The 25,605-nt window shown below is 70.8% G+C and carries 20 protein-coding genes and 3 pseudogenes; 8 read left to right on the top strand and 15 right to left on the bottom strand.

The annotated features are described in order from the left end of the window. The first annotated feature begins 198 nt into the window (after positions 1-198). The gene (locus tag HDA41_RS34065) at positions 199-888 is read left to right on the top strand and encodes a GntR family transcriptional regulator (protein WP_184990845.1); all 690 of its coding nucleotides are present in this window, start codon (positions 199-201) and stop codon (positions 886-888) included. 19 nt (positions 889-907) lie between these two features. Here the strand turns inward: HDA41_RS34065 and HDA41_RS34060 are convergent, their stop codons facing one another. Further along, positions 908-1,753 carry an acyl-CoA dehydrogenase family protein gene (locus tag HDA41_RS34060; RefSeq protein ID WP_184990843.1) on the bottom strand — a complete coding sequence of 282 codons (846 nt, stop codon included), beginning with the start codon at positions 1,751-1,753 and terminating at the stop codon, positions 908-910. A gap of 205 nt (positions 1,754-1,958) precedes the next feature. On the opposite strand from HDA41_RS34060, the gene HDA41_RS34055 reads away from it, so the two are divergent. Further along, a complete protein-coding gene (locus HDA41_RS34055) occupies positions 1,959-2,651 on the top strand; it encodes a GntR family transcriptional regulator (RefSeq protein WP_184990841.1) in 693 nt (230 codons plus the stop codon). Positions 2,652-2,671: 20 nt separating this feature from the next. On the opposite strand, the gene HDA41_RS34050 is transcribed toward HDA41_RS34055, so the two are convergent. The 4 genes and pseudogenes from HDA41_RS34050 to HDA41_RS34035 all read right to left on the bottom strand — a co-directional run. After that, a complete protein-coding gene (locus tag HDA41_RS34050) occupies positions 2,672-3,223 on the bottom strand; it encodes a beta-class carbonic anhydrase (protein WP_184990839.1) in 552 nt (183 codons plus the stop codon). Between the two features lie 93 nt (positions 3,224-3,316). Continuing rightward, positions 3,317-4,546: a formyl-CoA transferase gene (frc, locus tag HDA41_RS34045; RefSeq protein WP_184990837.1), complete on the bottom strand. Its 1,230-nt coding sequence runs from the start codon at positions 4,544-4,546 to the stop codon at positions 3,317-3,319. A gap of 196 nt (positions 4,547-4,742) precedes the next feature. Further along, positions 4,743-6,299 (bottom strand): aldehyde dehydrogenase family protein, encoded by a 1,557-nt coding sequence (locus HDA41_RS34040; protein ID WP_184990835.1) that lies wholly within the window; start codon positions 6,297-6,299, stop codon positions 4,743-4,745. 208 nt (positions 6,300-6,507) lie between these two features. Next, positions 6,508-7,377: pseudogene (locus tag HDA41_RS34035) on the bottom strand (ATP-grasp domain-containing protein); the annotation flags it as partial. Between the two features lie 184 nt (positions 7,378-7,561). Between HDA41_RS34035 and frc (HDA41_RS34030) the strand changes: the two are divergent. From frc (HDA41_RS34030) to HDA41_RS34020, 3 genes and pseudogenes are all read left to right on the top strand, one after another. Continuing rightward, positions 7,562-8,794 carry a formyl-CoA transferase gene (frc, locus tag HDA41_RS34030; protein WP_184990833.1) on the top strand — a complete coding sequence of 411 codons (1,233 nt, stop codon included), beginning with the start codon at positions 7,562-7,564 and terminating at the stop codon, positions 8,792-8,794. A 172-nt stretch (positions 8,795-8,966) separates the two neighbouring features. Further along, positions 8,967-10,355, top strand: coding sequence for an OFA family MFS transporter (locus HDA41_RS34025; protein WP_184990831.1), 1,389 nt, complete (start codon positions 8,967-8,969; stop codon positions 10,353-10,355). Between the two features lies 1 nt (position 10,356). Next, positions 10,357-11,594: pseudogene (locus tag HDA41_RS34020) on the top strand (OFA family MFS transporter). A gap of 131 nt (positions 11,595-11,725) precedes the next feature. Here the strand turns inward: HDA41_RS34020 and HDA41_RS34015 are convergent. Beyond that, on the bottom strand, positions 11,726-12,403 hold the full coding sequence (locus HDA41_RS34015) for a GntR family transcriptional regulator (protein WP_184990829.1): 678 nt from the start codon (positions 12,401-12,403) through the stop codon (positions 11,726-11,728). Positions 12,404-12,666: 263 nt separating this feature from the next. On the opposite strand from HDA41_RS34015, the gene HDA41_RS34010 reads away from it, so the two are divergent. The 3 genes and pseudogenes from HDA41_RS34010 to fdhD all read left to right on the top strand — a co-directional run bounded on the left by HDA41_RS34010 (position 12,667) and on the right by fdhD (position 15,292). After that, positions 12,667-13,638 (top strand): 2-dehydropantoate 2-reductase, encoded by a 972-nt coding sequence (locus HDA41_RS34010; protein ID WP_184990827.1) that lies wholly within the window; start codon positions 12,667-12,669, stop codon positions 13,636-13,638. 377 nt (positions 13,639-14,015) lie between these two features. Next, positions 14,016-14,435: pseudogene (locus tag HDA41_RS43040) on the top strand (molybdopterin dinucleotide binding domain-containing protein); the annotation flags it as partial. An 8-nt stretch (positions 14,436-14,443) separates the two neighbouring features. Further along, on the top strand, positions 14,444-15,292 hold the full coding sequence (gene fdhD, locus HDA41_RS34000) for a formate dehydrogenase accessory sulfurtransferase FdhD (RefSeq protein ID WP_184990823.1): 849 nt from the start codon (positions 14,444-14,446) through the stop codon (positions 15,290-15,292). 91 nt (positions 15,293-15,383) lie between these two features. On the opposite strand, the gene HDA41_RS33995 is transcribed toward fdhD, so the two are convergent. From HDA41_RS33995 to HDA41_RS33955, 9 genes are all read right to left on the bottom strand, one after another. Then, complete coding sequence (locus tag HDA41_RS33995; RefSeq protein WP_184990821.1) at positions 15,384-16,445, bottom strand: sugar phosphate isomerase/epimerase family protein; 1,062 nt, start codon at positions 16,443-16,445, stop codon at positions 15,384-15,386. A gap of 80 nt (positions 16,446-16,525) precedes the next feature. Further along, positions 16,526-17,944, bottom strand: a complete 1,419-nt coding sequence (locus HDA41_RS33990) for an alkaline phosphatase family protein (protein WP_184990819.1) — start codon at positions 17,942-17,944, stop codon at positions 16,526-16,528. Beyond that, positions 17,941-19,110: a metabolite traffic protein EboE gene (gene eboE, locus HDA41_RS33985; RefSeq protein WP_184990817.1), complete on the bottom strand. Its 1,170-nt coding sequence runs from the start codon at positions 19,108-19,110 to the stop codon at positions 17,941-17,943. Before eboE ends, HDA41_RS33990 begins: the two co-directional genes overlap by 4 nt. Before the next feature lie 3 nt (positions 19,111-19,113). Next, positions 19,114-20,034 (bottom strand): TatD family hydrolase, encoded by a 921-nt coding sequence (locus HDA41_RS33980; protein ID WP_184990815.1) that lies wholly within the window; start codon positions 20,032-20,034, stop codon positions 19,114-19,116. Beyond that, a complete protein-coding gene (locus tag HDA41_RS33975) occupies positions 20,034-20,891 on the bottom strand; it encodes an EboA domain-containing protein (protein ID WP_184990812.1) in 858 nt (285 codons plus the stop codon). Before HDA41_RS33975 ends, HDA41_RS33980 begins: the two co-directional genes overlap by 1 nt. Then, a complete protein-coding gene (locus HDA41_RS33970; protein WP_184990810.1) occupies positions 20,888-21,883 on the bottom strand; it encodes a sugar phosphate isomerase/epimerase family protein in 996 nt (331 codons plus the stop codon). The genes HDA41_RS33975 and HDA41_RS33970 overlap by 4 nt, the downstream gene beginning before the upstream one ends. Further along, positions 21,880-22,938: an SCO3242 family prenyltransferase gene (locus HDA41_RS33965; protein ID WP_184990808.1), complete on the bottom strand. Its 1,059-nt coding sequence runs from the start codon at positions 22,936-22,938 to the stop codon at positions 21,880-21,882. Before HDA41_RS33965 ends, HDA41_RS33970 begins: the two co-directional genes overlap by 4 nt. Then, positions 22,935-24,146, bottom strand: coding sequence for an inositol-3-phosphate synthase (locus HDA41_RS33960; protein ID WP_184990806.1), 1,212 nt, complete (start codon positions 24,144-24,146; stop codon positions 22,935-22,937). Before HDA41_RS33960 ends, HDA41_RS33965 begins: the two co-directional genes overlap by 4 nt. 105 nt (positions 24,147-24,251) lie before the next feature. Further along, positions 24,252-25,598: a ThuA domain-containing protein gene (locus tag HDA41_RS33955; RefSeq protein ID WP_184990803.1), complete on the bottom strand. Its 1,347-nt coding sequence runs from the start codon at positions 25,596-25,598 to the stop codon at positions 24,252-24,254. Positions 25,599-25,605 lie beyond the last annotated feature (7 nt).

Here is a 25,605-nt window from a genome sequence, read left to right as displayed (position 1 = left end):
CGAGGGTTGCAGGAGACCGAGAATACCCCATACAGGCTTCTGTATACAGAACTCAATCGCAGAGATCGCGGGACCGCCAGAGGTGCGGCCGGTTGCATACAAAAACCTGTATGCTCGCGCCGTCGTCGGCAACCCCCTCGACCGCATCCACTGGGCAAAGCCGCCGCCCCGCGGGCCCGGCGGCAGAACGGGACAACCATGCGCGAGGCACTCACGGCCGCAGCCTCCCGGCGCGTCACCCGCCCGGCACCGCTGCGCCAGGCCGTGTACGACGCCCTGACCGAACTGATCATCAGCGGTTCCCTCAAGCCCGGCCAGCACCTGGTCGAGGCCGAACTCGCCGAACACCTCGGCGTCAGCCGACAGCCGGTCCGCGAGGCCCTGCAACGACTGCAGACCGCGGGCTGGGTCGACCTGCGGCCCGCCCAGGGCGCCTTCGTCCACTCCCCCACCGAGGAGGAGGCCGCCCAACTCCTCGGCGTCCGCGCGGTACTGGAGACCTACTCGGCCCAACTCGCCGCGCAGAACGCCGAGCCCGAGGATGTCGAGCGCCTCTGGGAGCTCCAGCAGGACGGCGTCGACGCGCTCGCCGAGGGCGATGTCAAACGCCTGGTCGCGGCCAACACCGCCCTGCACGACTTCATCACCTCCGTGGCCGGCAACGCCGTACTGGCCGAACTGATCGGCCAGGTGGGCCAGAAGGTGCGCTGGTACTACACGCCCATCGCCAAGCCCCGCGGCAAGGAGGCCTGGAACGAGCACGGCCGGCTCATCACGGCCATCGCCAAGGGCGACGCGGACGGGGCGGGTGAGATCATGCGCAGGCACGCCGAGCGCACGACCGACTTCTACCGCCGGCAGCTCCCCGCCGGGACGAGTCAGGACTGACATCTCCGGCGCGGGCGGTTCAGGGCGAGGCGAGCGACTCGACGGGGCGGCGAGCGACGTCGTGGGACATGTCGACGGCCGGGGGACGCAGGCCCCCGGCACCGGCTGCGGCCCGCAGTTCGAGCAGCCACGGCAGCACTGTGCGCAGCACGGTGTCGAGCCCGCCGCCGTCCCCGCCGAGCATCGCGTCGGCGGGAACCAGAACCGGGTCGGCGAACACCGTGGACGTCGCGCTGCCGCGCGGCCCGGCACCCCCGGCCCGGGCCGGGACGAACAGGTTCGGGGCGTGCGCCGGAACCAGCCAGAGGCTCATCCCGGCCGGCACGACCAGCGGCCTCGAGGACCAGACGTAACTGTCGGCCTCGCCCGCCGCGACCACCTGGTGCTTACGGGCCCGCAGCGCAACCACGTCACCGGTGCGGGCGGCGACGGAGCGGGGCACGAGGAGCTGGCCATCCAGCCCCTGTCCGCCGACGCCGCCCGCTGGCTCCACCCCCTCGACGTACCCCTCCGCCCCCTCCGCCGCCTCGGCGAGGGCAAGGCTGCTGAGGTGTCGCCCGGCAGCGATCTCACCGCGCACCCAGGGGTTACCGTACGACTCGATGACGGCGACCGCCGTGTAGTGGGACTGGAGCACGGCCGCCGTCGCCGGGCAGACGCGCGCGGTCCGGACCACCACCTCCACGGCTTCCGGCAGCCCCCGTCCACCACCACCGAACTCGGCGGAGACGGTGAGCCCCAGCAGTCCTGCGCGACCGAGGGCCGTCACGGAAGCGCGAGGAAACCTGCCCTCGCCGCCGGTCACGTCGGCGGAGGGTTCGATGACACTGGTCAGGACTTCTGAGAGAGCGGTGCGGTACGACACGGGGTGACCCCCTCGGGAGCGACTACTGGTCGTCGAGCGACGATTGCATACAGTATTCTGCATTCGCCACCGGGACGCCAGAGGCGAGCCCGGGCAACTTTCGAAGGTCCGCAACGCCAGTCCCCATGGCCGTGTCTATTGCATACTGAACTCAGTATCTCGTAGCCGATGTTGGCCTCAGCAGTCGAACGAGGGAGAAGGGCCCATGCCCGACACGCCCACCGTGGCCGCACGCGGACCGATCACACGGCCCGCCCCACTGCGCCAGGCGGTCTACGACGCCCTGACAGAACTGATCGTCAACGGCTCACTGAAACCCGGACAGCATCTCGTCGAGGCCGAACTCGCCGCAGAACTCGGCGTGAGCCGCCAGCCGATCCGCGAAGCGCTGCAACGGCTGCACACCGCGGGCTGGGTCGACCTGCGCCCCTCCCAGGGCGCCTTCGTCCACTCCCCCACCCTGGAGGAGTGTGCCCAGCTCCTGAGCGTCCGGGCCCTCCTCGAAACCCACTCCGCGCACGGCGCCGCCCGGCACGCCACCCCCAGGGACGTCGCCCGGCTGTGGGAACTTCAGCAGACCGGTCTCGCCGCTCTCGCGGCCGACGACGCCCGGGCCATCGTGGAGGCCAACGCCGCCCTGCACGGGCACATCACCGGGCTCTCCCGCAACGCAGTCCTCGCCGAACTCATCCCCCAGGTCGACCGACGCGTGCGCTGGTACTACATGCCCATCGCCACACCGCGCGGCAAGGACGCCTGGAACGAGCACGCCCGAATCATCGAGGCCATCGGCGAAGGCGCCCCCGACCGCGCCGAGGAGCTCATGCGCCGGCACACCCGGAACACCACCGACTTCTACTGCCGGCAGATCGCCGCGGTGGCCGGCCGGAGCGTCTGAACACTCCGGCCGGGAGGAGTTCAGGACTGCGGGTCGATCTCCCGCAGCAGCCCGGTGGTCACGTCGAAGACGAAGCCCCGTACGTCGTCGGTGTGCGGCAGGAACGGCGAGGTGCGCACCCGCTGCATCGACTGCCGTACGTCCTGGTCGACGTCCCGGAACGCCTCCACCGCCCAGGCCGGACGCTGGCCGACCTCCATCTCCAGCTCGTGCCGGAAGTCCTCGGTCAGGGTCTGCAGGCCGCAGCCGGTGTGGTGGATGAGGATGACGCTACGGGTGCCGAGCGCCCGCTGACTGATCGTCAGGGAGCGGATCGTGTCGTCGGTGACCACCCCGCCGGCATTACGGACCGTGTGACAGTCGCCGAGTTCCAGGCCCAGTGCGGCGTGCAGGTCGATACGGGCGTCCATACAGGCCACGACGGCCACCCGCAGGACCGGCCGGGCTCCCATACCCGGGTCGACGAATCCGGCGGCATAAGCGCGGTTGGCTTCCACGAGCCGGTCGATGACCGTACCGGAGCCGGGGGCACTGCGGGCGGGCTGGGCGGTACGGGGTGCTGATGTCGACATGCTGGGCTACCTCACTCCGGTCGGGTTCGGACGGGAACCGTCCCGGGCGGTGCGGTCCGCAGCGCGCCCGGGACGGAGTGGAAGCGGTGTCGGTCAGATCACTCCCTGCGTCTTCAGGAGCGGCAACTCTTCGTGGCCGAGGCCGAGTTCGCCGATGAGGATTTCTTCGGTGTGCTGGCCGAGGAGGGGCGGGGTGGTGATGTCGACGGGGGAGTCGGAGAGTTTCAGCGGGTTGCCCACGGTGGTGAAGGTGCCGCGGTCGGGGTGGTCGACCTCGACGATCATCTCGTTGGCGGCCAGTGAGGCGTCTTCGATGATTTCGCGGGTGGACAGGATGGGTCCGCAGGGGATGTTGTGGCTGTTGAGTCGTTCGAGGACCTCCCATTTGGGCAGGGTGGAGGTCCATTCCTCGATCAGCTGGAACATTTTGGCGAGTTTGGGCAGCCGGGCTTCGGGGGTGGCCCACTCGGGGTCCGCGGCGAGTTCGGGCCGGCCGATGAGAGCGGTGAGCGGGGGCCAGCCGACGGGCTGGACGATGACGTAGACGTAGTCGTTGGGCCCGCCCGGCGCGCACCGGACCGCCCAGCCGGGCTGGCCGCCGCCGGAGGCGTTGCCCGAACGCGGGACCTCGTCGGTGAAGTCGTCGTTGGGGTATTCCGCCAGCGGGCCGTGGGCCAGCCGCTGCTGGTCGCGCAGCTTGACCCGGCACAGGTTGAGCACCGCGTGCTGCATGGCCACGTTCACCCGCTGGCCGCGCCCGGTGCGCTCCCGCTGGAAGAGAGCGGCGAGGATCCCGGCGACGGCGTGGACGCCGGTGCCGGAGTCACCGATCTGCGCGCCGGTCGCCATCGGCGGCCCGTCCTGGAACCCGGTGGTCGCCATCGACCCGCCCATCGCCTGCGCCACCACCTCGTACGCCTTGAAACCGGTGTACGGGCCTTCACCGAAACCCTTGATGGAGGCGTACACGATCCGCGGGTTGACCTGCCTGATCCGCTCCCAGGTGAAACCCATCCGGTCCACCGCACCCGGCGCGAAGTTCTCCACCAGCACATCCGACCGCTCGATCAACGCGGTCAGGATCTCCTTGCCCCGCTCGGTCTTGGTGTTCAGCGTGACACTGCGCTTGTTGCAGTTGAGCATCGTGAAGTACAGCGAGTCCACATCAGGCACATCCCGCAACTGCCCGCGCGTGATGTCCCCGCCCGGAGCCTCCACCTTCACCACATCCGCCCCCAGCCACGCCAGCAACTGCGTCGCCGACGGACCCGACTGCACATGCGTCATATCCAGCACACGAATCCCCTCAAGAGCCTTCGTCATGATCGCCACCTCACTGGTCCGTCTTGGTGTGTACGGCGCCAGGGACGCCGTGAGGATTGCGCCTCCCCCGCTCGATCCACCGTCCGGCGGAGAGCAGGCTCGGACGCCGCCTCCGCGAAGGCCGCGGGGCGTGGAGTGGGCTGGGTCCAGCCGGTCACCGGACGGCGCCCTGACGTGGGCACCGCCCGGCCGCCGGTCACGGCATCAGCTGGTACTCCGGGAAGTTGCCGGGCAGGCGCTCGCCCGCCGGGCCCTGGGTGACCGCGCGCACCAGCAGCTCACCGCCGACGAAGGCACCGCGCCAGGACGCGCCGAACCCGCCGAACAGCTCCTCCCGGTCGCCTCGCGAACGCGGCTTGCCGTGACCGACCTTGAACGCGCGGATCTGCGGCGCGAGCCGGTCGAAGGTCGCCCGGTCGTCCGTGGACAGCGTGGCCACCAGCGCGCCGTTCGAGGCGTTCATCGCGGCCAGCAGCTCCGCCTCGGTGTCGACCAGGACGATCGTGTCGACGGGGCCGAACGGCTCGGCGTGGTGCAGGGGGGAGGACGGGGGCGGATTCAGGAGCGTGACCGGCTGGACGTATGCCGAGGTGTCCTGACCGGGCAGGAAGCGGGCGTCCGCCACACTGGCGCGATGCACGGGGACGGCACCGCGGGCGATGGCCTCGGCGACCTGGTCGCGCAGGTCCTTCGCCTTGGCCGCGTTGATCACCGGCCCGAAGTCCAGTGCCGGGTAGGGGGCGTCGGGGTGCTCCACCGCGAGCGGGTGCCCGACGCGCAGCGTGCGCACGGCCGGGAGGTACGCCGCCAGGAACTCGTCGAACAGCTCCCGCTGGACGACGAAGCGCGGATATGCCGTGCAGCGCTGCTTGCCGTAGTCGAAGAGCTTGGGGACGACGGCCGTGAGCGCGTCCCAGTCCGTGTAGTTCCAGATGCCCCAGGTGTTGAGTCCCTCCTGTTCGAGTACATGGCGCTTGCCGAGGTCGACGACGGCGGTGGCCACCGCGGCGCCGGTGTCGCGACCGCCGACGAAGGAGACGCAGCCGATCTCGGGCGCCCGCACCAGCGCCTCGGACAGCTCTCCCCCGCTGCCGCTGACGAGGGTGACGGGAATCCCCTCGCGGGCGGCGAGCGCACAGGCCAGGGTCAGACAGGCGACACCGCCGTCGGTCGGGGTCTTGGCGATGACCGCGTTGCCTGCCAGTGCCTGGACCAGCAGGGCGTGAACGAGCACACTCATCGGGTAGTTCCAGCTCGCGATGTTGGACACCGGGCCGTCCAGCGGGGCCCGGCCCTCGACCATCGGCTCGATGCCGTCGACGTACCAGCGCACTCCGTCGATGGCCCGGTCGACGTCCGCCTGCGCGAGCCGCCACGGCTTGCCGATCTCCCAGACGAGCAGGAGGGCGAGGAGTTCGCGGTGCTGGGTGAGGGCGTCGAGGGTGGCCGCGACACGGGCGCGGCGCTCGTCGAGGGGGACGTGCCGCCAGGCGCGGTGCTGGTCGAGCGAGGCGCGCACCGCCTGCTGGACGGTGACCCCGTCCAGGCGCGGCGGGCCGGCGATCGGGCTGCCGTCGACGGGGCTGGTGGCGGGCAGTGCCCGGCCGTCCGCCTGCCAGGCGGAGTTCCAGAGGTTGAGGACGCGGTCGTCCTGAAACGCCTCTGGGGCGACCGCGAGGCAGCCTCGCCAGGCGTCTTCCCAGGTCGTGCCGGACTTCACCACGAGCTGGGTGGAGCCGAGGGTGGTGGTCATTGGGTGTCTCCGCTCTCGGTGCACAGTCGGGGGCGGGAGGCCGGGCAGCTGCCCGGAGGCGGCATGCGTGGCCGCGCGACCATTGGTCGCGGGTAGGAGGGGGGAACGCGGAGGCGCCGCATGTCTTCGGCGGACACTCCCTCGTTCCCGGCGGTCAGTCCGTGTCAGCCGCGAGCGGTGTCGCGGTCGGCGTCGGCGGTGTCAGCCTGATCCGGGCCGATGCCCCGCCGCCGATGTCGAGGAAGTTGGCGGGGCGGGCACCGCAGCCGGCGACCACGTCGAGGGTCGACATGACGAGGCCGGCGCCGTTGCCGATGATGCCGACCTCGCCGTCGAGCTTGACGTAGTTGAGGCCCTTCGCGGCGGCCGCCGCCTCCAGCGGGTCGTCGTGCACCACGCCCTCGGTATCCCAACGGTTCTGCCGGAAGCGGGCATTGTCGTCAAGAGTGACCTTGTCGTCGAGAGTGACCTTGCCGTCGAGAGCGAGAATCTGGCCTTTCTCTGTACGGACGAGCGGGTTTACCTCAACGAGGACGGCGTCCTCCCGGACCAGCACCTCCCACAGCCGTTCGAGGACGTCGACGGTCTGCGGCGGAAGCCCGGCCGCCGCGGCGATCTCGCCCGCCTTCGCCGAGTGGACGCCCTCGGCCGGGTCGATGGGAATGCGCGCGACGGCCTCCGGGCGACGGGCGGCGACCTCCTCGATCTCCGTGCCGCCCTCCGCCGAGGCCACGGCGAGGAACCGGCCCGCCGCGCGGTCGAGGACGTAGGCGACGTAGAACTCGGCCTCGATGTCGACGGGTTGGGCCAGCATGACCTTGCCGACCCTGTGCCCCTTGATGTCCATACCGAGGATCTGACGTGCCGTGAGTTCCGCGGCGGCCGGGTCGGCGGCGAGTCCCACACCGCCCGCCTTGCCCCGGCCACCGGTCTTGACCTGCGCCTTCACGACGACGCGGCCACCGAGCCCACAGGCGATCTCACGCGCCTCCTCGGCCGAGGACGTGACGTCCGCCCTCGGTACCGGGATGCCGTGTTCTTCGAAGAGCCCTCGGGCCTGATGCTCGTACAGGTCCATGATCTGGCTCCCGTCTCAAAAGGGCCGCACGACTGAAAAGTGCTGCGCGACCCCTGGACATCACCCACGGGATGCGGGATAACAATCTTCATACAGTATCCGTCGACTGTATGCAATGTGTCGGACATGGCCCGTGACCAGCGCCGCCAGGACGCTCGAGGCATAGGGACAAGTGAGGTGACCTGTGACGACGAAGGCGCTCGAAGGCATTCGTGTGCTGGATATGACGCATGTGCAGTCGGGTCCGTCGGCGACGCAGTTGCTGGCGTGGCTGGGGGCGGATGTGGTGAAGGTGGAGGCTCCGGGCGGGGACATCACGCGCGGGCAGTTGCGGGATGTGCCTGATGTGGACTCGCTGTACTTCACGATGCTCAACTGCAACAAGCGCAGTGTCACGCTGAACACCAAGACCGAGCGGGGCAAGGAGATCCTGACCGCGTTGATCGAGCGGTCGGATGTGCTGGTGGAGAACTTCGCGCCGGGTGCGGTGGACCGGATGGGTTTCACCTGGGAGCGGATCAGGCAGATCAACCCGCGGATCGTGTACGCCTCCATCAAGGGTTTCGGTGAAGGCCCGTACACCGGTTTCAAGGCGTACGAGGTGGTGGCGCAGGCGATGGGCGGGTCGATGGCGACCACCGGGTTCCAGGACGGGCCGCCGATGGCGACCGGCGCGCAGATCGGTGACTCCGGCACCGGCGTCCACGCCGTCGCCGGGATCCTCGCCGCTCTCTTCCAGCGGGAGCGCACCGGGCGCGGCCAGCGGGTGAACGTGGCCATGCAGCACGCGGTGCTCAACCTGTGCCGGGTCAAGCTGCGCGACCAGCAGCGCCTGGCCCACGGCCCGCTGGCGGAATACCCCAACGACGACTTCACCGACGAGGTCCCGCGTTCGGGCAACGCCTCCGGCGGCGGCCAGCCCGGCTGGGCGGTCCGGTGCGCGCCGGGCGGGCCCAACGACTACGTCTACGTCATCGTCCAGCCCGTCGGCTGGCCCCCGCTCACCGCTCTCATCGGCCGGCCCGAACTCGCCGCGGACCCCGAGTGGGCCACCCCCGAAGCCCGGCTGCCCAAACTCGCCAAAATGTTCCAGCTGATCGAGGAATGGACCTCCACCCTGCCCAAATGGGAGGTCCTCGAACGACTCAACAGCCACAACATCCCCTGCGGACCCATCCTGTCCACCCGCGAAATCATCGAAGACCGCTCCCTCGCGGACAACGAGATGATCGTCGAGGTCGACCACCCCGAACGCGGCACCTTCACCACCGTGGGCAACCCGCTGAAACTCTCCGACTCCCCCGTGCACATCACCACCCCACCCCTCCTCGGCCAGCACACCGAAGAAATCCTCATCGGCGAACTCGGCCTCGGCCACGAAGAGTTACGCCTGCTCAGGTCGAGCGGGGTGATCTGACGTGGTGATCCGGACCCACGCGGCAGGAATCCCGGGCGGTGGTCCATGAGGTGAATGAGCGCGGGGTCGTCCGACGGTGCGCGTCGGCCGGCCCCAGGGACTCGCGCGCGCACGAAAGGCATGGGGCAGGGGGCGCTGGCCAGATCTTTCGACGCAAGGAGTGTTGGACCAGATGACAACCATCGACTACTCGACGTCCGTCCCCTACAGGGAGGTGACGGACAAGAACGGCCGCGTGTTCCGCATCGGAGAGTCCGACGTCGACATCATGGGCCGTAAGCGCAAATGGATGGTCATCCTGCCGTGGGTGGGCATGATGGGCATCAGCTCGGCGGAGTACGCGTTCGCGTCCGCCGAGGACACGCTGCACACGGCGCACAGCTGGAGCAGCAGCCACATCTTCTGGATGCTGGGCGTGTGGGTCTTCTTCCAGGCCGCGGTGGCCTTCCCCGCCGGAAAGTTGCGGGAGAGCGGCAAGCTCCCGGCCCGCTGGGCGATGATGTGCGGCGCCGTCGGCACCCTGCTGGGCTATCTCTCGCTCGCCTTCGCACCCCATGTCGTCGTCGCCTACGTCGGCTTCGGCATGTTCAGCGGCATGGGTGCGGGCATGGTGTACGCGACCTGCGTGAACATGGTCGCCAAGTGGTATCCGGAGCGCAAGGGCGGCAAGACGGGCTTTGTCAACGGCGGTTTCGCCTACGGCTCGGTGCCGTTCGTCTTCATCTTCACCGGCTACATGGACCTCACCAACTTCCGCTGGGTGCTGGTCTGCGTCGGACTCTTCCTGGCCTCGGTCGTGGCCGTGGCGGGCTACTTCTTCAAGGACCCGCCGAAGAACTGGTGGCCGGCCGACGTCGACCCGCTGAAGAAGCCCGACGACGCACGTGCCCGGCGCGCACTGGAGAAGAACCCGCCGGCCGTGCACCAGTACACCCCCAAGGAGGCCTGGCAGACCGGCCGCGTGGGCCTCATGTGGTTCTGCCTGCTGTGCACCTCGGGCGTGAACATCTTCGGTATCGCGTTCCAGGTGCCCTTCGGTGACGAGGCCGGCTTCGCGGGCGGCATCGTGGCGACGGCCATGTCCCTGAAGGCGATCGTCAACGGCACCGGCCGCGGCGTCATCGGCTGGCTGTCTGACCGCTACGGCCGCAAGCAGTGCCTGATCTTCGTCTGCATCGTCCTGGGACTGTCCCAGTACGGCATCCTCCTGTCCGGGAACATCGGCAACCTCCCGCTGTTCCTGCTGTTCTCGTCCATCTCCGGCTTCGGCGGCGGCGCCATCTTCCCGATGTTCGCGGCGATGACCGCCGACTACTTCGGTGAGAACAACAACGCCTCCAACTACGGCCTGGTCTACTCCTCCAAGCTGGTCTCCGGCCTCCTCGGCTCCGGCATGGGCGCCGTGGTCGTGGGCGCCTGGGACTACTCCGGCGCGTTCGTCCTGGCCGGTTCGATCTCCCTCTTCGCAGGCTTCATGGCCACGTTCCTGCACCCCCCGGGGCGGCCCAAGTCCAAGCGCATCACCTCCAACCCGCAACCGCTCGGCGAGGAATCGGCGTGATATGACGGCAGATCCGTACGCGGCGAACAGCTCCGCAGCAAGCAGCTCCTCCGCACTTTCCGACGCCGCACATCGTCCCTATCGAGAAGTCACCGACGCAGGCGGCCGCGTCTACCGCATCGGCGAGAGCGACCGGGACATCCTCGGCCACTCCCGCAAGCTCATGGTGTACCTCCCGTGGCTCACCATGATGGCCATCAGCGTCTTCGAGTACGCGTACGGCTCGGCCGAGGACACCCTGTCCCACGCCCACGGCTGGACGCAGAGCAACACCTTCTGGATCCTCAGCGTCTGGGTCTTCTTCCAGGCCGGCATCGCCCTCCCGGCGGGCTGGCTGCGGGAGAAGGGCGTCCTGACCGCCCGCGGGGCCATGTACATCGGCTCGGGCATGTGTCTGGTCGCGTTCCTCGCCCTGTCGCACCTGAGCAACGTATGGCTGGCCATCCTTGGCTTCGGCGTCGTCGGAGGGGTCGGCGCCGGCCTGGTCTACGCGACCTGCATCAACATGGTCGGCAAATGGTTCCCCGAACGCCGGGGCGCCAGGACCGGGTTCGTCAACGGCGGCTTCGCGTACGGATCACTGCCGTTCATCTTCATCTTCATCTTCATCTTCATCTTCAACTAGTACACACCCAAGGAGGCCATCAGGACCGGCATGCTTCCCCTCAGTGGATCGCCCTCGTCATGACGGCGGGCGTGTCCATCTTCGGGATCTCCTTCCAGGTCGACTACGCCAAGGAGGTCGGCTTCGGTCCGCTGGTGGCGGCCTCCTCGATGGGCGTCATGGCGGTCATCAACGGCATCGGCCGTGGGGTCGTGGGCTGGATGTCCGACAAGTGGGGCCGCAAGTCCACCCTGGTGATGGTCACCGTCGTCCTGGGCCTCGCCCAGTTCGGCGTGATCTGGGCCGGTGACGTCAAGAGCGAAGGGCTGTTCCTGTTCTTCGCGTTCCTCTCCGGCTTCGGCGGCGGCGCGTTCTATCCCCTGTTCGCGGCACTCACCCCGGACTACTTCGGGGAGAACTACAACGCCTCCAACTACGGGCTGGTGTACAGCGGCAAGCTGATCAGCGGCCTGTTCGGCGGCGGCCTCGGCTCCATGGTGGTCGCGGCCTGGGGGTACGACGGGGCGTACGCGCTGGCCGGCGTCACCTCGATGATCGCGGCGGCGATCGCCCTGCTGCTACGGCAGCCGGGACGGACGCGCGGCGGCGCATCAACACCGCAGCCGGTGGCCTGAGCAGCCCGGTTCGGCGCACAGGCGGCCCTTCCCCGCGGCACTCGTCGTGGGGAAGGGCCGCCTGAGCCGTTGCCTGGTGGCTGGGAGTCGTTCGGTCGGGTGACGGCGTACCGGTTGCTCTCGTCGCGCGGCTACTTCTCGCGCTCGCGGTACATCTTGCGCGTGTGTTCCGTGTGGGCACGCATGACCGCCGTGGCGCGCTCCTCGTCCCGGTCCGCGATCGCCGCGATCAGCTCGCGGTGCTCGATCCAGGACCGGTGGCCGCGCTGCCGGGCGACCGGTGTGTAGTACCAGCGCACTCTGCGGTCGACCTGCGCGGCCAGCCCGGCGAGGACCGTGTTGCCCGCGAGTTCCATCACCTTCGCGTGGAGCCGGGCGTTCATCGCGACCGCGCCGTCGACGTCGTCGGCGTCGACGGCCTTCTCGCCCTCGTCGCACAGCTTCTCGAGCGCGGCGACGGCGTCGGCACCCGCGTTGGCGGCGGCGAGGCGGGCGGCCTCGGCCTCCAACAGCGTGCGTACGGAGAGAAGTTGTTCCGCCTCCTCGTCCGTCGGCTCGTGCACGAAGGCACCTTGGGCGGGCCGCAGATCGACCCATCCTTCGGTGCTGAGGCGCTGCAGGGCCTCGCGCACAGGCTGCCGGGAGACACCGAGATGCCCGGCGAGCTCGCTCTCGACGAGATGCTGGCCCGGCTGGAGGGCGCGGGTGGTGATGAGTTCGAGCAGCGCCTCGTAGACACGGTCGCGCAACGGGCCGGGCCGTTCGAGCTTGGGCACCGCGCCCTGTGGCAGTCCCGTCGTCGGCAACATCGCGCTCCCTCCTGGGCAGCGTCGTCGCTGCAGCTGGCAGGCCAATTATGAATTGGTTTTCGCCTACAGTCTACGGCGCACAGGCACGCGCGGACCCAGGGCGTGGGCTCGCCTTGGACGGGCATACCAGCAGCTCACGGGCCGCGGACGACGACGAGCGCCGTCGCGGCTCTTGCTGACTGTCGGTTCCATCCTGTAGACAATATTCAGTCGACAAAATCGGCGGTTCCTCGGTCACCCTCAACCGAACGGAGCTCCCCCTCATGAAAGTCGCAGTCCTCGGCGCCGGAGCCATCGGCGCCTACGTCGGCGCCGCGCTCCACCGCGCCGGCGCCGACGTCCACCTGATCGCCCGCGGACCCCACCTCACGGCCATGCGCCACCACGGCGTCCAAGTACTCAGCCCGCGCGGCGACTTCACCGCACACGCCCACGCCACCGACGACCCCACCGACATCGGCCCGGTCGACTACGTCTTCCTGGGCCTCAAAGCCAACTCGTACGCGGCGTGCGGGCCGCTCATCGAGCCTCTGCTGCACGACACCACCGCGGTCATCGCCGCCCAGAACGGCATCCCCTGGTGGTACTTCCACCAACACGGCGGCCCCCACGACGGCCACCCCATCGAAAGCGTGGACCCCGCGGGCGCGGTCAGTGCGGTACTCGCGCCCCAGCGTGCCATCGGGTGTGTGGTCTACGCGGCGACGGAGCTCGAAGGGCCGGGCGTGGTCCGGCACCTGGAAGGCACCCGGTTCTCCATCGGCGAGCCCGATCGAAGCATTTCGGCGCGCTGTCTCGCCTTCAGTGAGGCCATGCAGGCCGGCGGCCTCAAATGCCCGGTCGAACCCGACCTGCGCAACGACATCTGGCTCAAGCTCCTGGGCAACATCTCCTTCAACCCCATCAGCGCCCTCGCCCGCGCCACCATGCGGCAGATGTGCCTGCACGGCGCCACCCGCAAGGTCATCGAAACCATGATGACCGAAACCCTCGCCGTCGCCGAGGCCCTGGGCTGTCAGGTCGGCGTCTCCATCGAACGCCGCCTCGCCGGCGCCGAACGCGTCGGCGACCACCGCACTTCCACCCTCCAGGACCTGGAACGCGGCAAGCCGCTGGAACTCGACGTCCTCCTCGCCGCCGTCATCGAACTCGCCGAGATCACCGGCGTCCAGGTGCCCACCCTGCGCACCGTCCACGCCCTCTCCGACCTCCTCGCCCACCAGGCCGCCGCATGAGCGTACGAGGACCCGACAGTGCCGGATCCGGCGACCGCCGGATCCGGCCGAAGGCCGGTACCGAGGTTCCGCTGGCCCATGCGATCGGCCGGGAGATCATCAGGGCGGGACTCGCCGACCACGCCTTCATCGAGCGCGCGACGACCGGTTTCGAGGAGTACCAACAGCTCGTCGAGCCCTGGACGCTGTCGCTCGCCGAGAAGGTGACGGGCGTATCGGCCGTCGTCATCAGGGAGTTGGCGCACGGCCACACACCCGGCGATCAGGGCCGGCCGCGGACGCCGTTCGTCGTGGAGCACCATCACGGCACCGACGCCGGACGTGCCTTGTCCAACCTGGCCCTCCTCACCGGAACGACGACCGAGCGGGACCTGCGGGCGGCCTTCCGACTCGTCTCGTACGACCCACCCGTGGACCTGACGGACGAGCGGTACCCGATCCGCCTCACCACGGGGCGTCGGCTCGACTCGCACAAGACCGTTGTACAGAAAAACGGTTCCGCGTCACCGCTGCGGCGCGGCACGTGCATCGAGCTGAGCCCGGAGGACGCCGAGCGCTACGGCGTGGTGGTCGGTGAGGAGGTACGGGTCTCCACTCGGCGCGGTTCGGTGACGGCCCCGGTGTGGGTGGACCCGACGTTACGAGCCGGTCTGGCGTTCACGACCATGCGCCTGTCCGACGCGGCGGACCTCAACGCGCCGCCGGTCAAGGCCAGTTGTCCGATCCCGGGGACAGCGGAGTTCGAGGCCGCCGCGGTCCGCATCGAGAAGCTGCCGGTGGCAGCGGTACGGAGCTGAGGCCGGTCATGGGACGAGTCACGGCACGACGCAAGGTGATCCGGATCAGGGACGGGGTGGTCTCCAGCCGCCCGGACACACTCGTCGCCGAGGAACCACTGGAGATCAGTCTCAACGGCAAACCGCTCGCGATCACCATGCGCACTCCCGGCGACGACTTCCCCCTCGCCGCCGGGTTCCTGGTCAGCGAGGGCGTGCTGGCCCACGCGTCCGACCTGCAGAGCATCGTCTACTGTGCGGGGGCGACGGCCGACGGGTCGAACACGTACAACGTGGTGGACGTGCACACGACACCCGGCGTGGTCATCCCCGACATCACCCTCGAACGCAACGTCTACACCACCTCATCGTGCGGCCTGTGCGGCAAGGCGAGCCTCGACGCCGTCCGCACCACCACCCGCTGGCCCATCTCCGACGCTCCCCCGGTCCGGGTCGAACCCGACCTGCTCGCGCGCCTCCCCGACCGGCTGCGCGCGGCTCAACGGGTCTTCGACCGGACCGGGGGCCTGCACGCCGCCGCCCTGTTCGCCGAGGAGGGCGACCTGCTCGACATACGAGAGGACGTCGGCCGCCACAACGCGGTCGACAAACTGGTCGGCCGCGCCCTGCAGAACGGCGACCTGCCCCTCTCGCGCACGATCCTGCTGGTCTCGGGCAGGGCCTCCTTCGAACTGGCGCAGAAGGCCGTGATGGCCGGCATCCCCGTCCTGGCGGCAGTTTCGGCACCCTCCTCCCTGGCCGTCGACCTGGCCGCGGAAACCGGCCTGACCCTGATCGGCTTCCTGCGCGGCACCTCCATGAACGTGTACGCGGGCGAGCACCGTCTCACCCTGCGGGCCGCGGCCACCCAGGGCTGACAGCACTCCCCGCGACACGACGGCGGGGCCCCGACGGCGGGGAGCGCCCCCTGCGCCGTCGGGGTCCTGCCTCAGTCGTGTCCGTGCCCTGTCAGCACTTCTCGCGCAACGAGTGCAGATGCGCGCTCGAACGGCGCGCGAACGTGAAGGACTCGGCCGGGTTGTCGTGCTCGGCCTGCCAGTGGTGGGCCATGCGGTGGCCGCGCAGCCGGGTCACGGCCGAGATGAACCGCTGGTAGTCGATGTCGCCGTCGCCGACGTCGGTCATGCGGTAGCCGTACGGATTCGACGGGTCGCTCTCCCCGTCCTTCACGTGGAACAGCGGGTAGCGGTCGGGCTGCCTCAGGACGTAGTTCAGCGGCTCGAACGGCGCGGGCGTGCCGTCGGGCCGCTTGGAGAAGCGGAACTGGCCGACGTACGCCCAGTAGATGTCCATCTCCAGGTACACGAGGTCCGGGTCGGTCTCCTTGAGCAGGACGTCGTAGAGGCGGACCTTGGGGTCGTCGGTGGCGAAGGAGAACTCCTCGGAGTGGTTGTGCTGGTAGAACTTCATGCCCCGGGCCTTCGCCGCCGCGCCGTAGGTGTTGAAGTCCTCGGCGGCGCGCTTCCAGGCGTCGACGGTCGAGCCGTAGCGGAACGGGCCGGCGGCCGTGCCGATGTGCTTCAGGCCGAGGGCCTGGGCGTCGTCGAGGACCTTGGTGAGGTTCTGGGCGAAGGTGTAGGCGTTCGGGTCGCTGGAGTAGTAGCCGACGTGGCTGCCGATGGGATTCAGGCCGTGGCTCCGGGCCAGCCGCTTGAGCTGGGCGAGCGTGATGGGGCCGGCCGAGCCCTGGGTGTAGCCGGCGAACTCGACCTCGTCGTAGCCGTACTTCTCCAGTTCGGCGAAGACGGGACCGAAGCCGAGGGTGGAGACCTTGTCGCGGAGGCTGTAGAGCTGGATGCCGAGGCGGCCGGGCGGCAGGACGGGGCGGCCGCGGCCCCTGGCGCCGGAAGCCGTGCCGGTGGTTGCCGCGGTCGCGTTGCCGGTGGCGGCGGTCGCGGGAGCGGCGGCACCGAGCAGGGCGGCGGCGGTGGCGCCTGCGGCCACGCCGAGCATGCCTCGTCTGCTGAGGCGGTGGGTCAGCTCGGGGTCGGGCTGGGAGAAGCGGCTCATGCGTGGAACTCCTCGTGATCGCGGGGCGTTGTCAGTGGTGAGTGCTTCACTTGTGACCAGTCGGGACTGAGGGTCCGTCCTCAGGTGAGACCGGCGAGTCGGAGCAGCAGTGACTTCACATCGGTGGCCGCGATGCGGTCGCCGACGGCACGGGGGGTGGAGCAGATGAGGAGCGGACCGTCGTCGTCGCTCGCCGGAAGGCGGCCGTGGCTGCCGCGCATAGGTGAGGGGTCCAGGGGCACGACCGCCATGCGGTAGCGCATGCCGAGTTTCTTGCGCGCCAGTGCGGTGGCCGCCTTGATTTTGACGTAGGGGTCGAGGGGATCCATGAAGAGCTCGACCGGGTCGTAGCCGGGTTTGCGGTGGATCTCGACGAGCTGCGCGAAGTCGGGCGCGCGAGCGTCGTCGAGCCAGTAGTAGTACGTGAACCAGGCGTCCGGTTCCGCCACGGCGACAAGTTCGCCTGCGCGCGGATGGTCGAGGTGGTGGGCCTTCTTGCCCTCGTCGTCGAGGAGTTGCTCGATGCCGGGCAGGCCGTCGAGGGCGGCCCGGGTGGCGTCGAGGTCCTCGGGGCGGCGCACGTAGACGTGGGCGATCTGGTGGTCGGCGACCGCGAAGGCACGGGACGCCATGGGGTCGAGGTACTCCATGCCGTCCTGGGTGTGCACCTCCAGCAGGCCGGCGCGGCGCAGGGCGCGGTTGATGTCGACGGGCCGGTTCACGCGGGTGATGCCGTACTCGGACAGCGCGACGACCGTGCGGCCCTCGGCGCGGGCGTCGTCCAGGAGCGGTGCCATGGCGGCGTCCAGGTCGGCGGCCGCCTTCAGGGAGCGCGGGTCGTCGGGGCCGAATCGCTGGAGGTCGTAGTCGAGGTGAGGGAGGTAGCAGAGCGTCAGGTCCGGATGCCGGGTGCGGATGATGTGGCGGGTCGCGTCGATGATCCACCGGCTGGAGACGAGGTCCGCTCCGGGTCCCCAGAAGTGGAAGAGGGGGAACGTGCCGAGTTTTTCCGTGAGTTCGTCGTGCAGTGCGGCCGGCCGGGTGTAGCAGTCGGGTTCCTTGCGGCCGTCGGCGTAGTAGACCGGTCGGGGGGTGACGGTGATGTCGGTGTCGGCGCCCATGGCGTACCACCAGCAGATGTTGGCGACGGTGTAGCCGGGGTGGGCGCGGCGGGCGGCGTCCCAGAGTTTGTCACCGGCCACAAGGCCGTTGTGCTGGCGCCACAGGAGGACGTCGCCGAGTTCGCGGAAGTACCAGCCGTTGCCGACGATGCCGTGCTCCGAGGGCATGGTGCCGGTGAGGAACGTGGACTGGGCGGCGCAGGTGACAGCGGGCAGCACGGTGCCCAGCGGGGCGCGCGAGCCGGACCGGCCGAGCGCCTTGAGGTGGGGCATGTGGTCGAGGAGACGAGGGGTGAGGCCGACGACGTCGAGGACGAGGAGGGGGGTCGGTCCTGGCCGGGCCGGGTGTGCGCCCTGGGCGGACGGCTGAGTGCTCACGGCAGCTCCTTCAGTCCGAGGTCCGTCAACAGGTCGCGGGCGAGGGTGAGTTCAGCGGCGATGCCGTCGGCGAGCTGGCTGCGGCCGCGGGGGCGCAGCTCGGGCGGGAGTGCCTGCCAGGTGTAGGTCTCGACCTCCAGGTGGCGGGTGAGCGGGACCGGGCCGCCGACGAGCCGGGTCAGTGCGGTCTTCAGCACCGGGAGGGTGGAGGTGAGGGGCGCGGCGGGTGCCGCGTGCAGGGGGACGTGGAAGTGGGCGCGCCAGGGCGCGCCGTCGGGCAGGGCGTGGCCCGCGAGGGCCTCGTCGAGGTCGTCGGTGGCGCGCAGTCCCGCGGCGGTGGCCGTACGGGTCTGGTGCAGGAAGCGGGGTTCGGCGAAGGCGGCGAGGGCCTCGCGGACCTCGGGCAGATGGGGGTGTTCGGCGTGCAGGGCGGCGGAGAGCTGGGATTTGACGACGGGGACGCGAGCCGCGGTGAGGGCGTCCAGGGCGTTGTGCGGGTCTTCGAAGGAGGTGGCGAGGTGGCAGGTGTCGACACAGATGCCGATGCGGTCGTGGGCGATCGTGGTGAGCGGGGCGATGGCGTCGCGGGTGGTCTCGACGACGCAGCCGGGTTCCGGTTCCAGCCCGACGCGGAGGGAGCGGCCGGTCAGCTCCTCGATGGCGTCGAGGCGTTCGGCGAGGGTGAGCAGGGCGGTGCGGGCGGCCTGTGCGCGTTCGTCGTCGTACGCGGTGCGCCAGGCGAGGGGCAGGGTGGAGATGGTGCCGTCGCCGACGTCGTCGGGGAGGAGGCCGGCGAGGACGCGGGCCAGGGCGGTGGTGTGGTCGAGGCGTTCCGGGTCGGCCCAGTCCGGCTTGTAGACGCGGTACTTGACCTCCTCGGCGCCGAAGCCCTCGTACGGGAAGCCGTTGAGGGTGACGACCTCCAGACCGCGCCGGTCGAGCTCGGTGCGCAGGCCGCGCAGTGCGGACGGGTCGGTGTCGAGGGCGTGGGCGGCGTCCCTGGCGAGCCACAGCCCGATGCCGAGCCGGTCGCGGCCCAGGCGGCGGCGGACGGGTTCGCAGTGGTCACGGAGTTGCGCGAGGACGCCGTCGAGGGTTTCGGCGGGATGGACGTTGGTGCAGTAGGCGAGGTGGACGGTGGAGCCGTCGGGGTGGCGAAAGCGCATGGGTCACGCCTCCGCGGCGCGGACGCGGGCCGGCTCGTCGCCGTCTCGTGGGGCGGCGTCCGGCTCGTGCGGGTCCTTCGGGACGCCGCGGAGGATGGAGTTGCCCTCGTGGGTGGCCTCCGTGCCGGTGACGTCGAGGTTCAGGCGGCCGCTGAGCCCGTAGAAGGCGACGGGGTTGCGCCACAGCACCTGGTCGACGTCGTCCTCGCCGAAGCCCTCGGCCAGCATCAGGTCGCCGACCTTCCGCGTCTTGAGGGGGTCGCTCTTTCCCCAGTCGGCGGCGGAGTTGACCAGGACCTGCTCGGTGCCGTAGGCGCGCAGGATCGCGATCATCCGCTCCTCGTCCATCTTGGTGTCCGGATAGACGGAGAAGCCCAGCCAGCAGCCGCTGTCCTTGGCCTCCTTGACGGTGGTCTCGTTGAGGTGGTCGACCAGGACGCGTTCCGGGGGCAGTGCGGACTCCCGGACGACGTCGAGGGTGCGGCGCAGACCGGCGAGCTTGTCGCGGTGCGGCGTGTGCACGAGGGCGGGCAGGCCGTGGCCGGCGGCGAGCTGGAGCTGGGCGGCGAGGACGGTGTCCTCGGCGGGGGTCATGGAGTCGTAGCCGATCTCGCCGACGGCCACCACGTTGTCCTTGACGAGATACCGGGGCAGCGCGTCGAGGACGGGCACACAGCGCGGGTCGTTCGCCTCCTTGGGGTTGAGTGCCAGCGTGCAGTGGTGGGCGATGCCGTACTGGGCGGCGCGGAACGGCTCCCAGCCGAGGAGGGAGTCGAAGTAGTCGAGGAAGGAGGCGGGCGAGGTGCGCGGCTGGCCGAGCCAGAAGGAGGGTTCGACGACGGCGCGGATACCAGCGGCGTACATGGCCTCGTAGTCGTCCGTGGTCCGGGACGTCATGTGGATGTGGGGGTCGAAGATGCGCATCAGGACTCCTTGCCGTGGGGGTGGTCCGTGCCGGGGGCCGGGGTCACGGACTCGGTCAGGTCCAGGACGCGGTGCAGGTCCTCGGGGACGGTGCGGCCGGCGGCGGTGCGTTCGGCGGCGTAGTCGCCCAGCATCCGGGCGAGTTCGCCGTCGCCGTGGGCACGCCGGGCCAGGTCCGCCACGTGGTCGACGGAGACGCCGGTGAACAGGCACTTCAGTACGGCGTGACGCCAGTCGTGGGGGGCCAGATGCCGGGCGGCGTACGGTCCGACGGCGGCGGTGAGGAGCCGGGTGTCGTTGGTGCGCAGGGCGTCCTCGACGAGCGGGAGGGCGCCGGGCCCGGACACGAGATGCGGCAGGGCGTGCAGGACGGCGCGGCGCTCGTCGGCGGTGCCCTGGAAGTACACCCGGGTCAGGGCGTCGGTCCCGGCACGGGCCGCGTCGAGGATGAGGACGCGTGCGGCGTCGGCGCACGCGGCACCGCAGCGCCGGCCGGCCTCGGCGAGGCGCAGTTCCCACGCGGAGATGGGTCCGTGGATGCCGGGGTGGGCGGCGGCCTCGTCGAGGGCGTGCTCCAGCCAGGCACGGGCGGCGGGGTCGAGGTGGGTGGTGAGGTGGCGGCGGAGGTCGGCCGGCGAGGAGGCGAGGGGGGTGTCACGGGTGGGCTGGGTGGTGTGGGTGGTGCTGGTGCTGTGGGTGTCCGTGGTGGCCGAGGAGTTGGCGTCCTCGGGGGCCTGGGCGTCTCGTGCGGCGGCGGCCTCGGGGGCCTGGGCGCCCCGTGCGGCGGTGTTCCCGCGGGCTTGGGCGTCCTGGTGGCCGTCGGTTCTCGCCGCTGGGCTGGTGCGGGGGTGGGTCATGGGGTGCTGCTCCCTTCAGGGGTGGCGGAGGGAGCGCCGTGGGGTGGCGCGGCCTGCTGCGGGGCCGGAGCACGGTGCGGCGAGGCGGTGGCCGCGGTCTGCTCGGCGTGGCGGAGGAACGGGAGGGAGTGTTCGGCGTGGTGGGGGCCGGCGTGGGAGTGGCGAGGCAGTTCGACGACGGTCAGGCCCTGGTAGCCGGTGACGGCGAGGGCCGCCAGGACCGGCGGGAAGTCGATCTCCCCTTCCCCGAAGGGGAGATGCTCGTGGACACCGCGCCGCATGTCCTCGATCTGGACGTGCCGCAGCCAGGGAGCGGCGGCACGCACGCAGTCGGCGGGAGAGAGGGGTTCGAGGCACTGACAGTGGCCGATGTCGAGGGTGAGGCCGAGAGGTTCGGGGTCGCCGAGGATGTGGCGGAGGTGATGGAAGTCGGCCAGGGTGGCGAGGAGGTGACCCGGTTCGGGCTCGACTGCGAGCGGAACACCGGCGGACGCGGCGGCGTCCAGGACGGGCGCGAGGCTCTCGGCGAGGCGCTTCCACGCGGTGTCCGTGTCGGTGCCGTCCGGGACGATCCCGCTGAAGCAGTTGACCGCGTGGGCGCCGAGGTCGGACGCGACCCGCACGGCCCGGAGGAGGAGGTCGGCACGGCGGGCACGGTCATCGGGGTCCGGGTCCAGCAGGGACGGACCGTGTTTGCGGCGCGGATCGAGCACATAGCGGGCGCCCGTCTCCACGGTGGCACCCAGTCCCAGTGCGTCCAGCCGGTGCGCGACCCGGCGGGCGCGGGCGCCGAGGTCGGGGGCGAGCGGGTCGAGGTGCATGTGGTCGAGGGTCAGCCCGACGCCGTCGTAGCCGAGGTCGGCGAGAAGGGAGAGCGCGTCGTCGAGCCGGAGGTCGGCGAGACCGTTGGTGCCGTAGCCGAAGCGAAGGGAAGAGGCGGCCGACTCCGCCGGCGTGGCTCGGCTGCCGGAGGCTCGGGCATCGGAGCTCATGTGACGCTCACCTTCTTCGCGAATCTCGCTCCGAGTGGGGTGAGGGCCGCGATGAGGAGGGCGGTCGCCGTGCCCCGGGAGCGGGCGGCCAGGGTGGCCTGGAGGGGAATCGTGGCGCGGATGCCGGCGCCGACTGCTCGTTGGGTGAGGGGAGGTGAGGGGTTGAGCGCGGCGTGGACGTAGGGGCGGGCGGTGGTCGCGGCGTAGGCGGCCGCGAGGGCGGTGGTGAGGTGTGCCGTGAGCTGCCGACCCGGCTCAGGCGGTCGGGGCCGGGCGGATCGCGGGCCCGGGGGGAGGTGGGCGGCTGCTTCCCGGCGGCCTTCCGGGAGACTCGCGAGGCGGTGCGTCACCAGGCGGGTCAGCAGGGCCGTCGTCGCAAGTGCCGCCAAAGGAGCCACGGGTGAGCCGCCCCGGGCCTCCTGGCGGGAGACCGTCGTGACGGCGAGGGTGTGGGTGCCGAGGAGGGCGGCGGAGGACAGTGCCCGGCGGGTACGGCCGGTGGTGGCCGCGGCTCCCAGAAGCAGGTCCAGTCCGCGGGCCGCGCCCATGGCCACGGGCCCGGCCGCTGTGTGCTTCAGGGTGAGGTCGTACGCCCAGACGGTCGCCGCCAGGGGTGCGGCGACGGCCAGGGCCGGGCGGCCGGCGCGGGCGGCCAGGGCCAGTCCGGCTCCGGTGAGTACACAGGCCGCGGTGAGCGCGGCGGCGGGCCGGATGCGGCCGGAGGGCAGGGGGCGGTGGGGGCGTTCGACGGCGTCCACCTCGCGGTCCGCCCAGTCGTTGAGGGCCATGCCGGCCTCGTACAGGCAGAGGGAGGAGCCGATGGCGAGCAGGGTACGGGCGTTGGGCGGTGCGCCGGCCGCGGCGGTGCCGGCGAGTGCGTCGCCGGGCACGCTGAACAGGGCAGGGAGACGCAGGAGTTCGGCCCAGGCGCGTCTCCGTGCCGGGCGGCCGGCGCAGCCGCGGGGCGGGCCGGGTGCCGTGTCGCCGACGTCCCCTGCAGGGGAGGTGTCACCGGTACCGCCTGAGCCTCCCCGAGGACGCTCGTGCCGCCTCACCGGAGGTCCCCCGTCCCCTTGGTCTGCTCCGCCGAACGGAGCTCGCGGCCCTCTCCGGTGCCCTGCGGGAGCCGCGCGCCCTCCCCCGGCCCCGCCCCTCGAAGGCCCCGGGCGAAACCGATCAGTGCCTCGTACTGCTCGGCCAGGCCCGAGGGCGCGTCTCCCACCGGGTCCTTGAAGTAGAAGGCGAGGGCGTCGAGCGGGCCGGACATGCCCGACTCGTGGGCTCGGGCGGTCAGGCGGGTGAGGTCGAGCACGAGGGGTGCGGCCAGGGCGGAGTCGCAGCCCTGCCAGGTGGTCTGGAGGATCATGCGGGTGCCGAGGAAGCCGTCGAAGGCGATGTGGTCCCAGGCGGTCTTCCAGTCGCCGAGGGCGGGGACGTCGTCGATGTGGGTCTCGCCCTGGGGTGTGGTGCCGAGGGTGTCGGCGAGGACCCGTTCCTTGCCGGCGTTCTTGGCCGCCGCGGCGGCCGGGTCGGCCAGGGCGGCGCCGTCGCCGCCGCCGAGCAGGTTCGTGCCGGACCAGGCGCGGACGGTCAGGGCCCGCTGGGCGAACATCGGCCCCAGCACCGAGCGCAGCAGGGTCTGGCCGGTCTTGCCGTCGCGGCCCGCGTGGGGGAGACCGGACGACCGGGCCTGCGAGGCCAGCGCGGGGTGGTGGAGGCCGGTCGAGGGGGTGAAGTTCACGTAGGGGCAGCCTGCGCGCAGGGCTGCCGCCGCGTACAGGGAACTGGGCGGGAGAGCGTCGCCGGTGGGCGCGGGTTCCGTGGAGGCCACGTTGACGACCACCGCGCGGGACAGGCCGTGTCGCCGTACGAAGTTCTGCATGTCGGCGGCGAAGGCGGTGATCAGTTGCTCCGCGTCCCGCGTGTCTCCGGCAAGGGGGCCGCCGGGCCTGATCTCGCGGTCGGCGGCGGCCAGTTCCGCGGTGACGGCGGAGGTGAGGCCCGGTGGCAGCACTCCCCCGGCCGCCAGCGCCTCGGCGCGTTTCGGCAGGGGGCAGTCCAGTGTGTCGTGTCCGCCGAAGACGAGCGACGACAGGGCCGGCAGGCCGCTGCCGGCGAAGGGGGGCGTCTCGGTCACCATGCCCGTCGGCGGATGCAGACCCGCGGTCACGGCGGCGCAGCCCGCCACGACGGTGGTGGCGACGGAGCCGCGCGCCCCGATCAGCCACACCCCCACACGGGACTCGGAACGGGACACTGTCATCGGCAGCCTCCTTGTCGTACCAGGACAGGACCCCAGCCGGGAGGTGGTGACGGCGGGGAGGTGAAGGCGGCGGGCGGGAGTCCGGCGTCCCCCGCCCGCCGCCGATCAGTCGCCCTGCGAGATCTTCGCGGGCAGTTCCTTGATCCGGATGTCGCGGAAGGACACCTGGTCCTCGGCTCCGTGGTTCTGGATGCTGATGTGTCCGTCCACGAGGCTCCGGGCCGGGTCGGTGTTGCGGAAATCGTTGATCTGCACGCCGTTGAGCCAGACGCGGAGGCGTTCGCCCTCCACGCGGATCTCGTACGTGTTCCACTCCCCCGGCGGGTTCAGCGCACGGTCGCGCTTCTTGAGATCGGCGGACTTGAAGCCGTACACCGCGCCGGTGGTGCGGTCGGCGGCGTCGGTCGCGTCGATCTGGATCTCGTAGCCGTTGTCGACGGCAGACCACGGGTCGTCCGAGGGCGGAAAGCCCACGAACACACCGGAGTTGTCGTCACCGGCCGTCTTCCAGTCGAGCTTCAGGGAGTACGAGGAGAAGCCCGACGTGGCGTACCAGAGCATGCCCATGCCGCCCGAGGACGTCAGCGTGCCGTCCTCGGAGAGGGTGAAGGAGCCCGCGCCCGCCTGCCGCCAGTCGTCCAGCGAGGCGGGTGTGCCGTCGAAGAGCGGCCGGTAGCCGGTCTCCGGGCGGCAGTCGCCCTCGGCGTCGCCGATGGCCCAGCGGATTCCGCCGAGCAGGTGCGTGCGGAAGGCGGGTTCGGCGAAGGACTCCTTGGTGTGGCCACCGCCGGTGTAGAAGGAACGGCCGCCCTGGTAGTTCTGGCACCAGGCGATCGGGTGGTCCCCCTGCATGGTGCCGCCGGTGTAGGACGACTCGTCGAGGGAGGCGAGGACGTGCGCCCTTTCCCTCGGGTTGGAGCGGTAGTTGTACCACTCGTCGGTGCGGTTCCACGCCCGTTCCAGTCCGGAGGTCGCCGGGTGGGCGTGGTCCTCGACGTGCACCGTCGCGGGCTGGATCGCCGGGTGTGACTGGAAGTAGGCGCCGGCGAGGCCGCCGTAGAACGCCCAGTCGTACTCGGTGTCCGCGGCGGCGTGGACACCGACGTAGGCGCCGCCGCCGCGGATGTAGCCCTCGAAGGCGCGCTGCTGCCTGGCGTCCAGGACGTCTCCCGTCGTCGACAGGAACACGACCGCGTCGTAGCGCCGCAGGTTGGACGAGGTGAAGGCGCCCGCGTTCTCGGTCGCGTCGACGGTGAAGCCGTCCTGTTCGCCGAGCTGCCGCACCGCCGCGACGCCCTCGGGGATGGAGTCGTGCCGGAAGCCGGCGGTCTTGGAGAAGACCAGGACCCGCTTGTCCTCGGCGTCGTCCTGGGACGAGGCCGGGCCGGAGACGCACCCCAGGAGCAGGGCCGCGCCCACGACTCCTGTCGCGTATCTGCTGGTCGATCGCATGTCGGTC

This window comes from Streptomyces caelestis (assembly GCF_014205255.1).
Classification (GTDB): Bacteria; Actinomycetota; Actinomycetes; order Streptomycetales; family Streptomycetaceae; genus Streptomyces; species Streptomyces caelestis.
This window is presented reverse-complemented; position numbering and strand designations above follow the sequence as displayed.

Coding starts and splice junctions, on each gene's coding strand:
- HDA41_RS34065 (WP_184990845.1), top strand. CDS start 199: ATGCGCGAGGCACTCACGGCCGCAGCCTCCCGGCGCGTCACCCGCCCG.
- HDA41_RS34055 (WP_184990841.1), top strand. CDS start 1,959: ATGCCCGACACGCCCACCGTGGCCGCACGCGGACCGATCACACGGCCC.
- HDA41_RS34050 (WP_184990839.1), bottom strand. CDS start 3,223: ATGTCGACATCAGCACCCCGTACCGCCCAGCCCGCCCGCAGTGCCCCC.
- frc (WP_184990837.1), bottom strand. CDS start 4,546: ATGACGAAGGCTCTTGAGGGGATTCGTGTGCTGGATATGACGCATGTG.
- HDA41_RS34040 (WP_184990835.1), bottom strand. CDS start 6,299: ATGACCACCACCCTCGGCTCCACCCAGCTCGTGGTGAAGTCCGGCACG.
- HDA41_RS34025 (WP_184990831.1), top strand. CDS start 8,967: ATGACAACCATCGACTACTCGACGTCCGTCCCCTACAGGGAGGTGACG.
- HDA41_RS34015 (WP_184990829.1), bottom strand. CDS start 12,403: ATGTTGCCGACGACGGGACTGCCACAGGGCGCGGTGCCCAAGCTCGAA.
- HDA41_RS34010 (WP_184990827.1), top strand. CDS start 12,667: ATGAAAGTCGCAGTCCTCGGCGCCGGAGCCATCGGCGCCTACGTCGGC.
- fdhD (WP_184990823.1), top strand. CDS start 14,444: ATGGGACGAGTCACGGCACGACGCAAGGTGATCCGGATCAGGGACGGG.
- HDA41_RS33995 (WP_184990821.1), bottom strand. CDS start 16,445: ATGAGCCGCTTCTCCCAGCCCGACCCCGAGCTGACCCACCGCCTCAGC.
- eboE (WP_184990817.1), bottom strand. CDS start 19,110: ATGCGCTTTCGCCACCCCGACGGCTCCACCGTCCACCTCGCCTACTGC.
- HDA41_RS33980 (WP_184990815.1), bottom strand. CDS start 20,034: ATGCGCATCTTCGACCCCCACATCCACATGACGTCCCGGACCACGGAC.
- HDA41_RS33975 (WP_184990812.1), bottom strand. CDS start 20,891: ATGACCCACCCCCGCACCAGCCCAGCGGCGAGAACCGACGGCCACCAG.
- HDA41_RS33970 (WP_184990810.1), bottom strand. CDS start 21,883: ATGAGCTCCGATGCCCGAGCCTCCGGCAGCCGAGCCACGCCGGCGGAG.
- HDA41_RS33960 (WP_184990806.1), bottom strand. CDS start 24,146: ATGACAGTGTCCCGTTCCGAGTCCCGTGTGGGGGTGTGGCTGATCGGG.
- HDA41_RS33955 (WP_184990803.1), bottom strand. CDS start 25,598: ATGCGATCGACCAGCAGATACGCGACAGGAGTCGTGGGCGCGGCCCTG.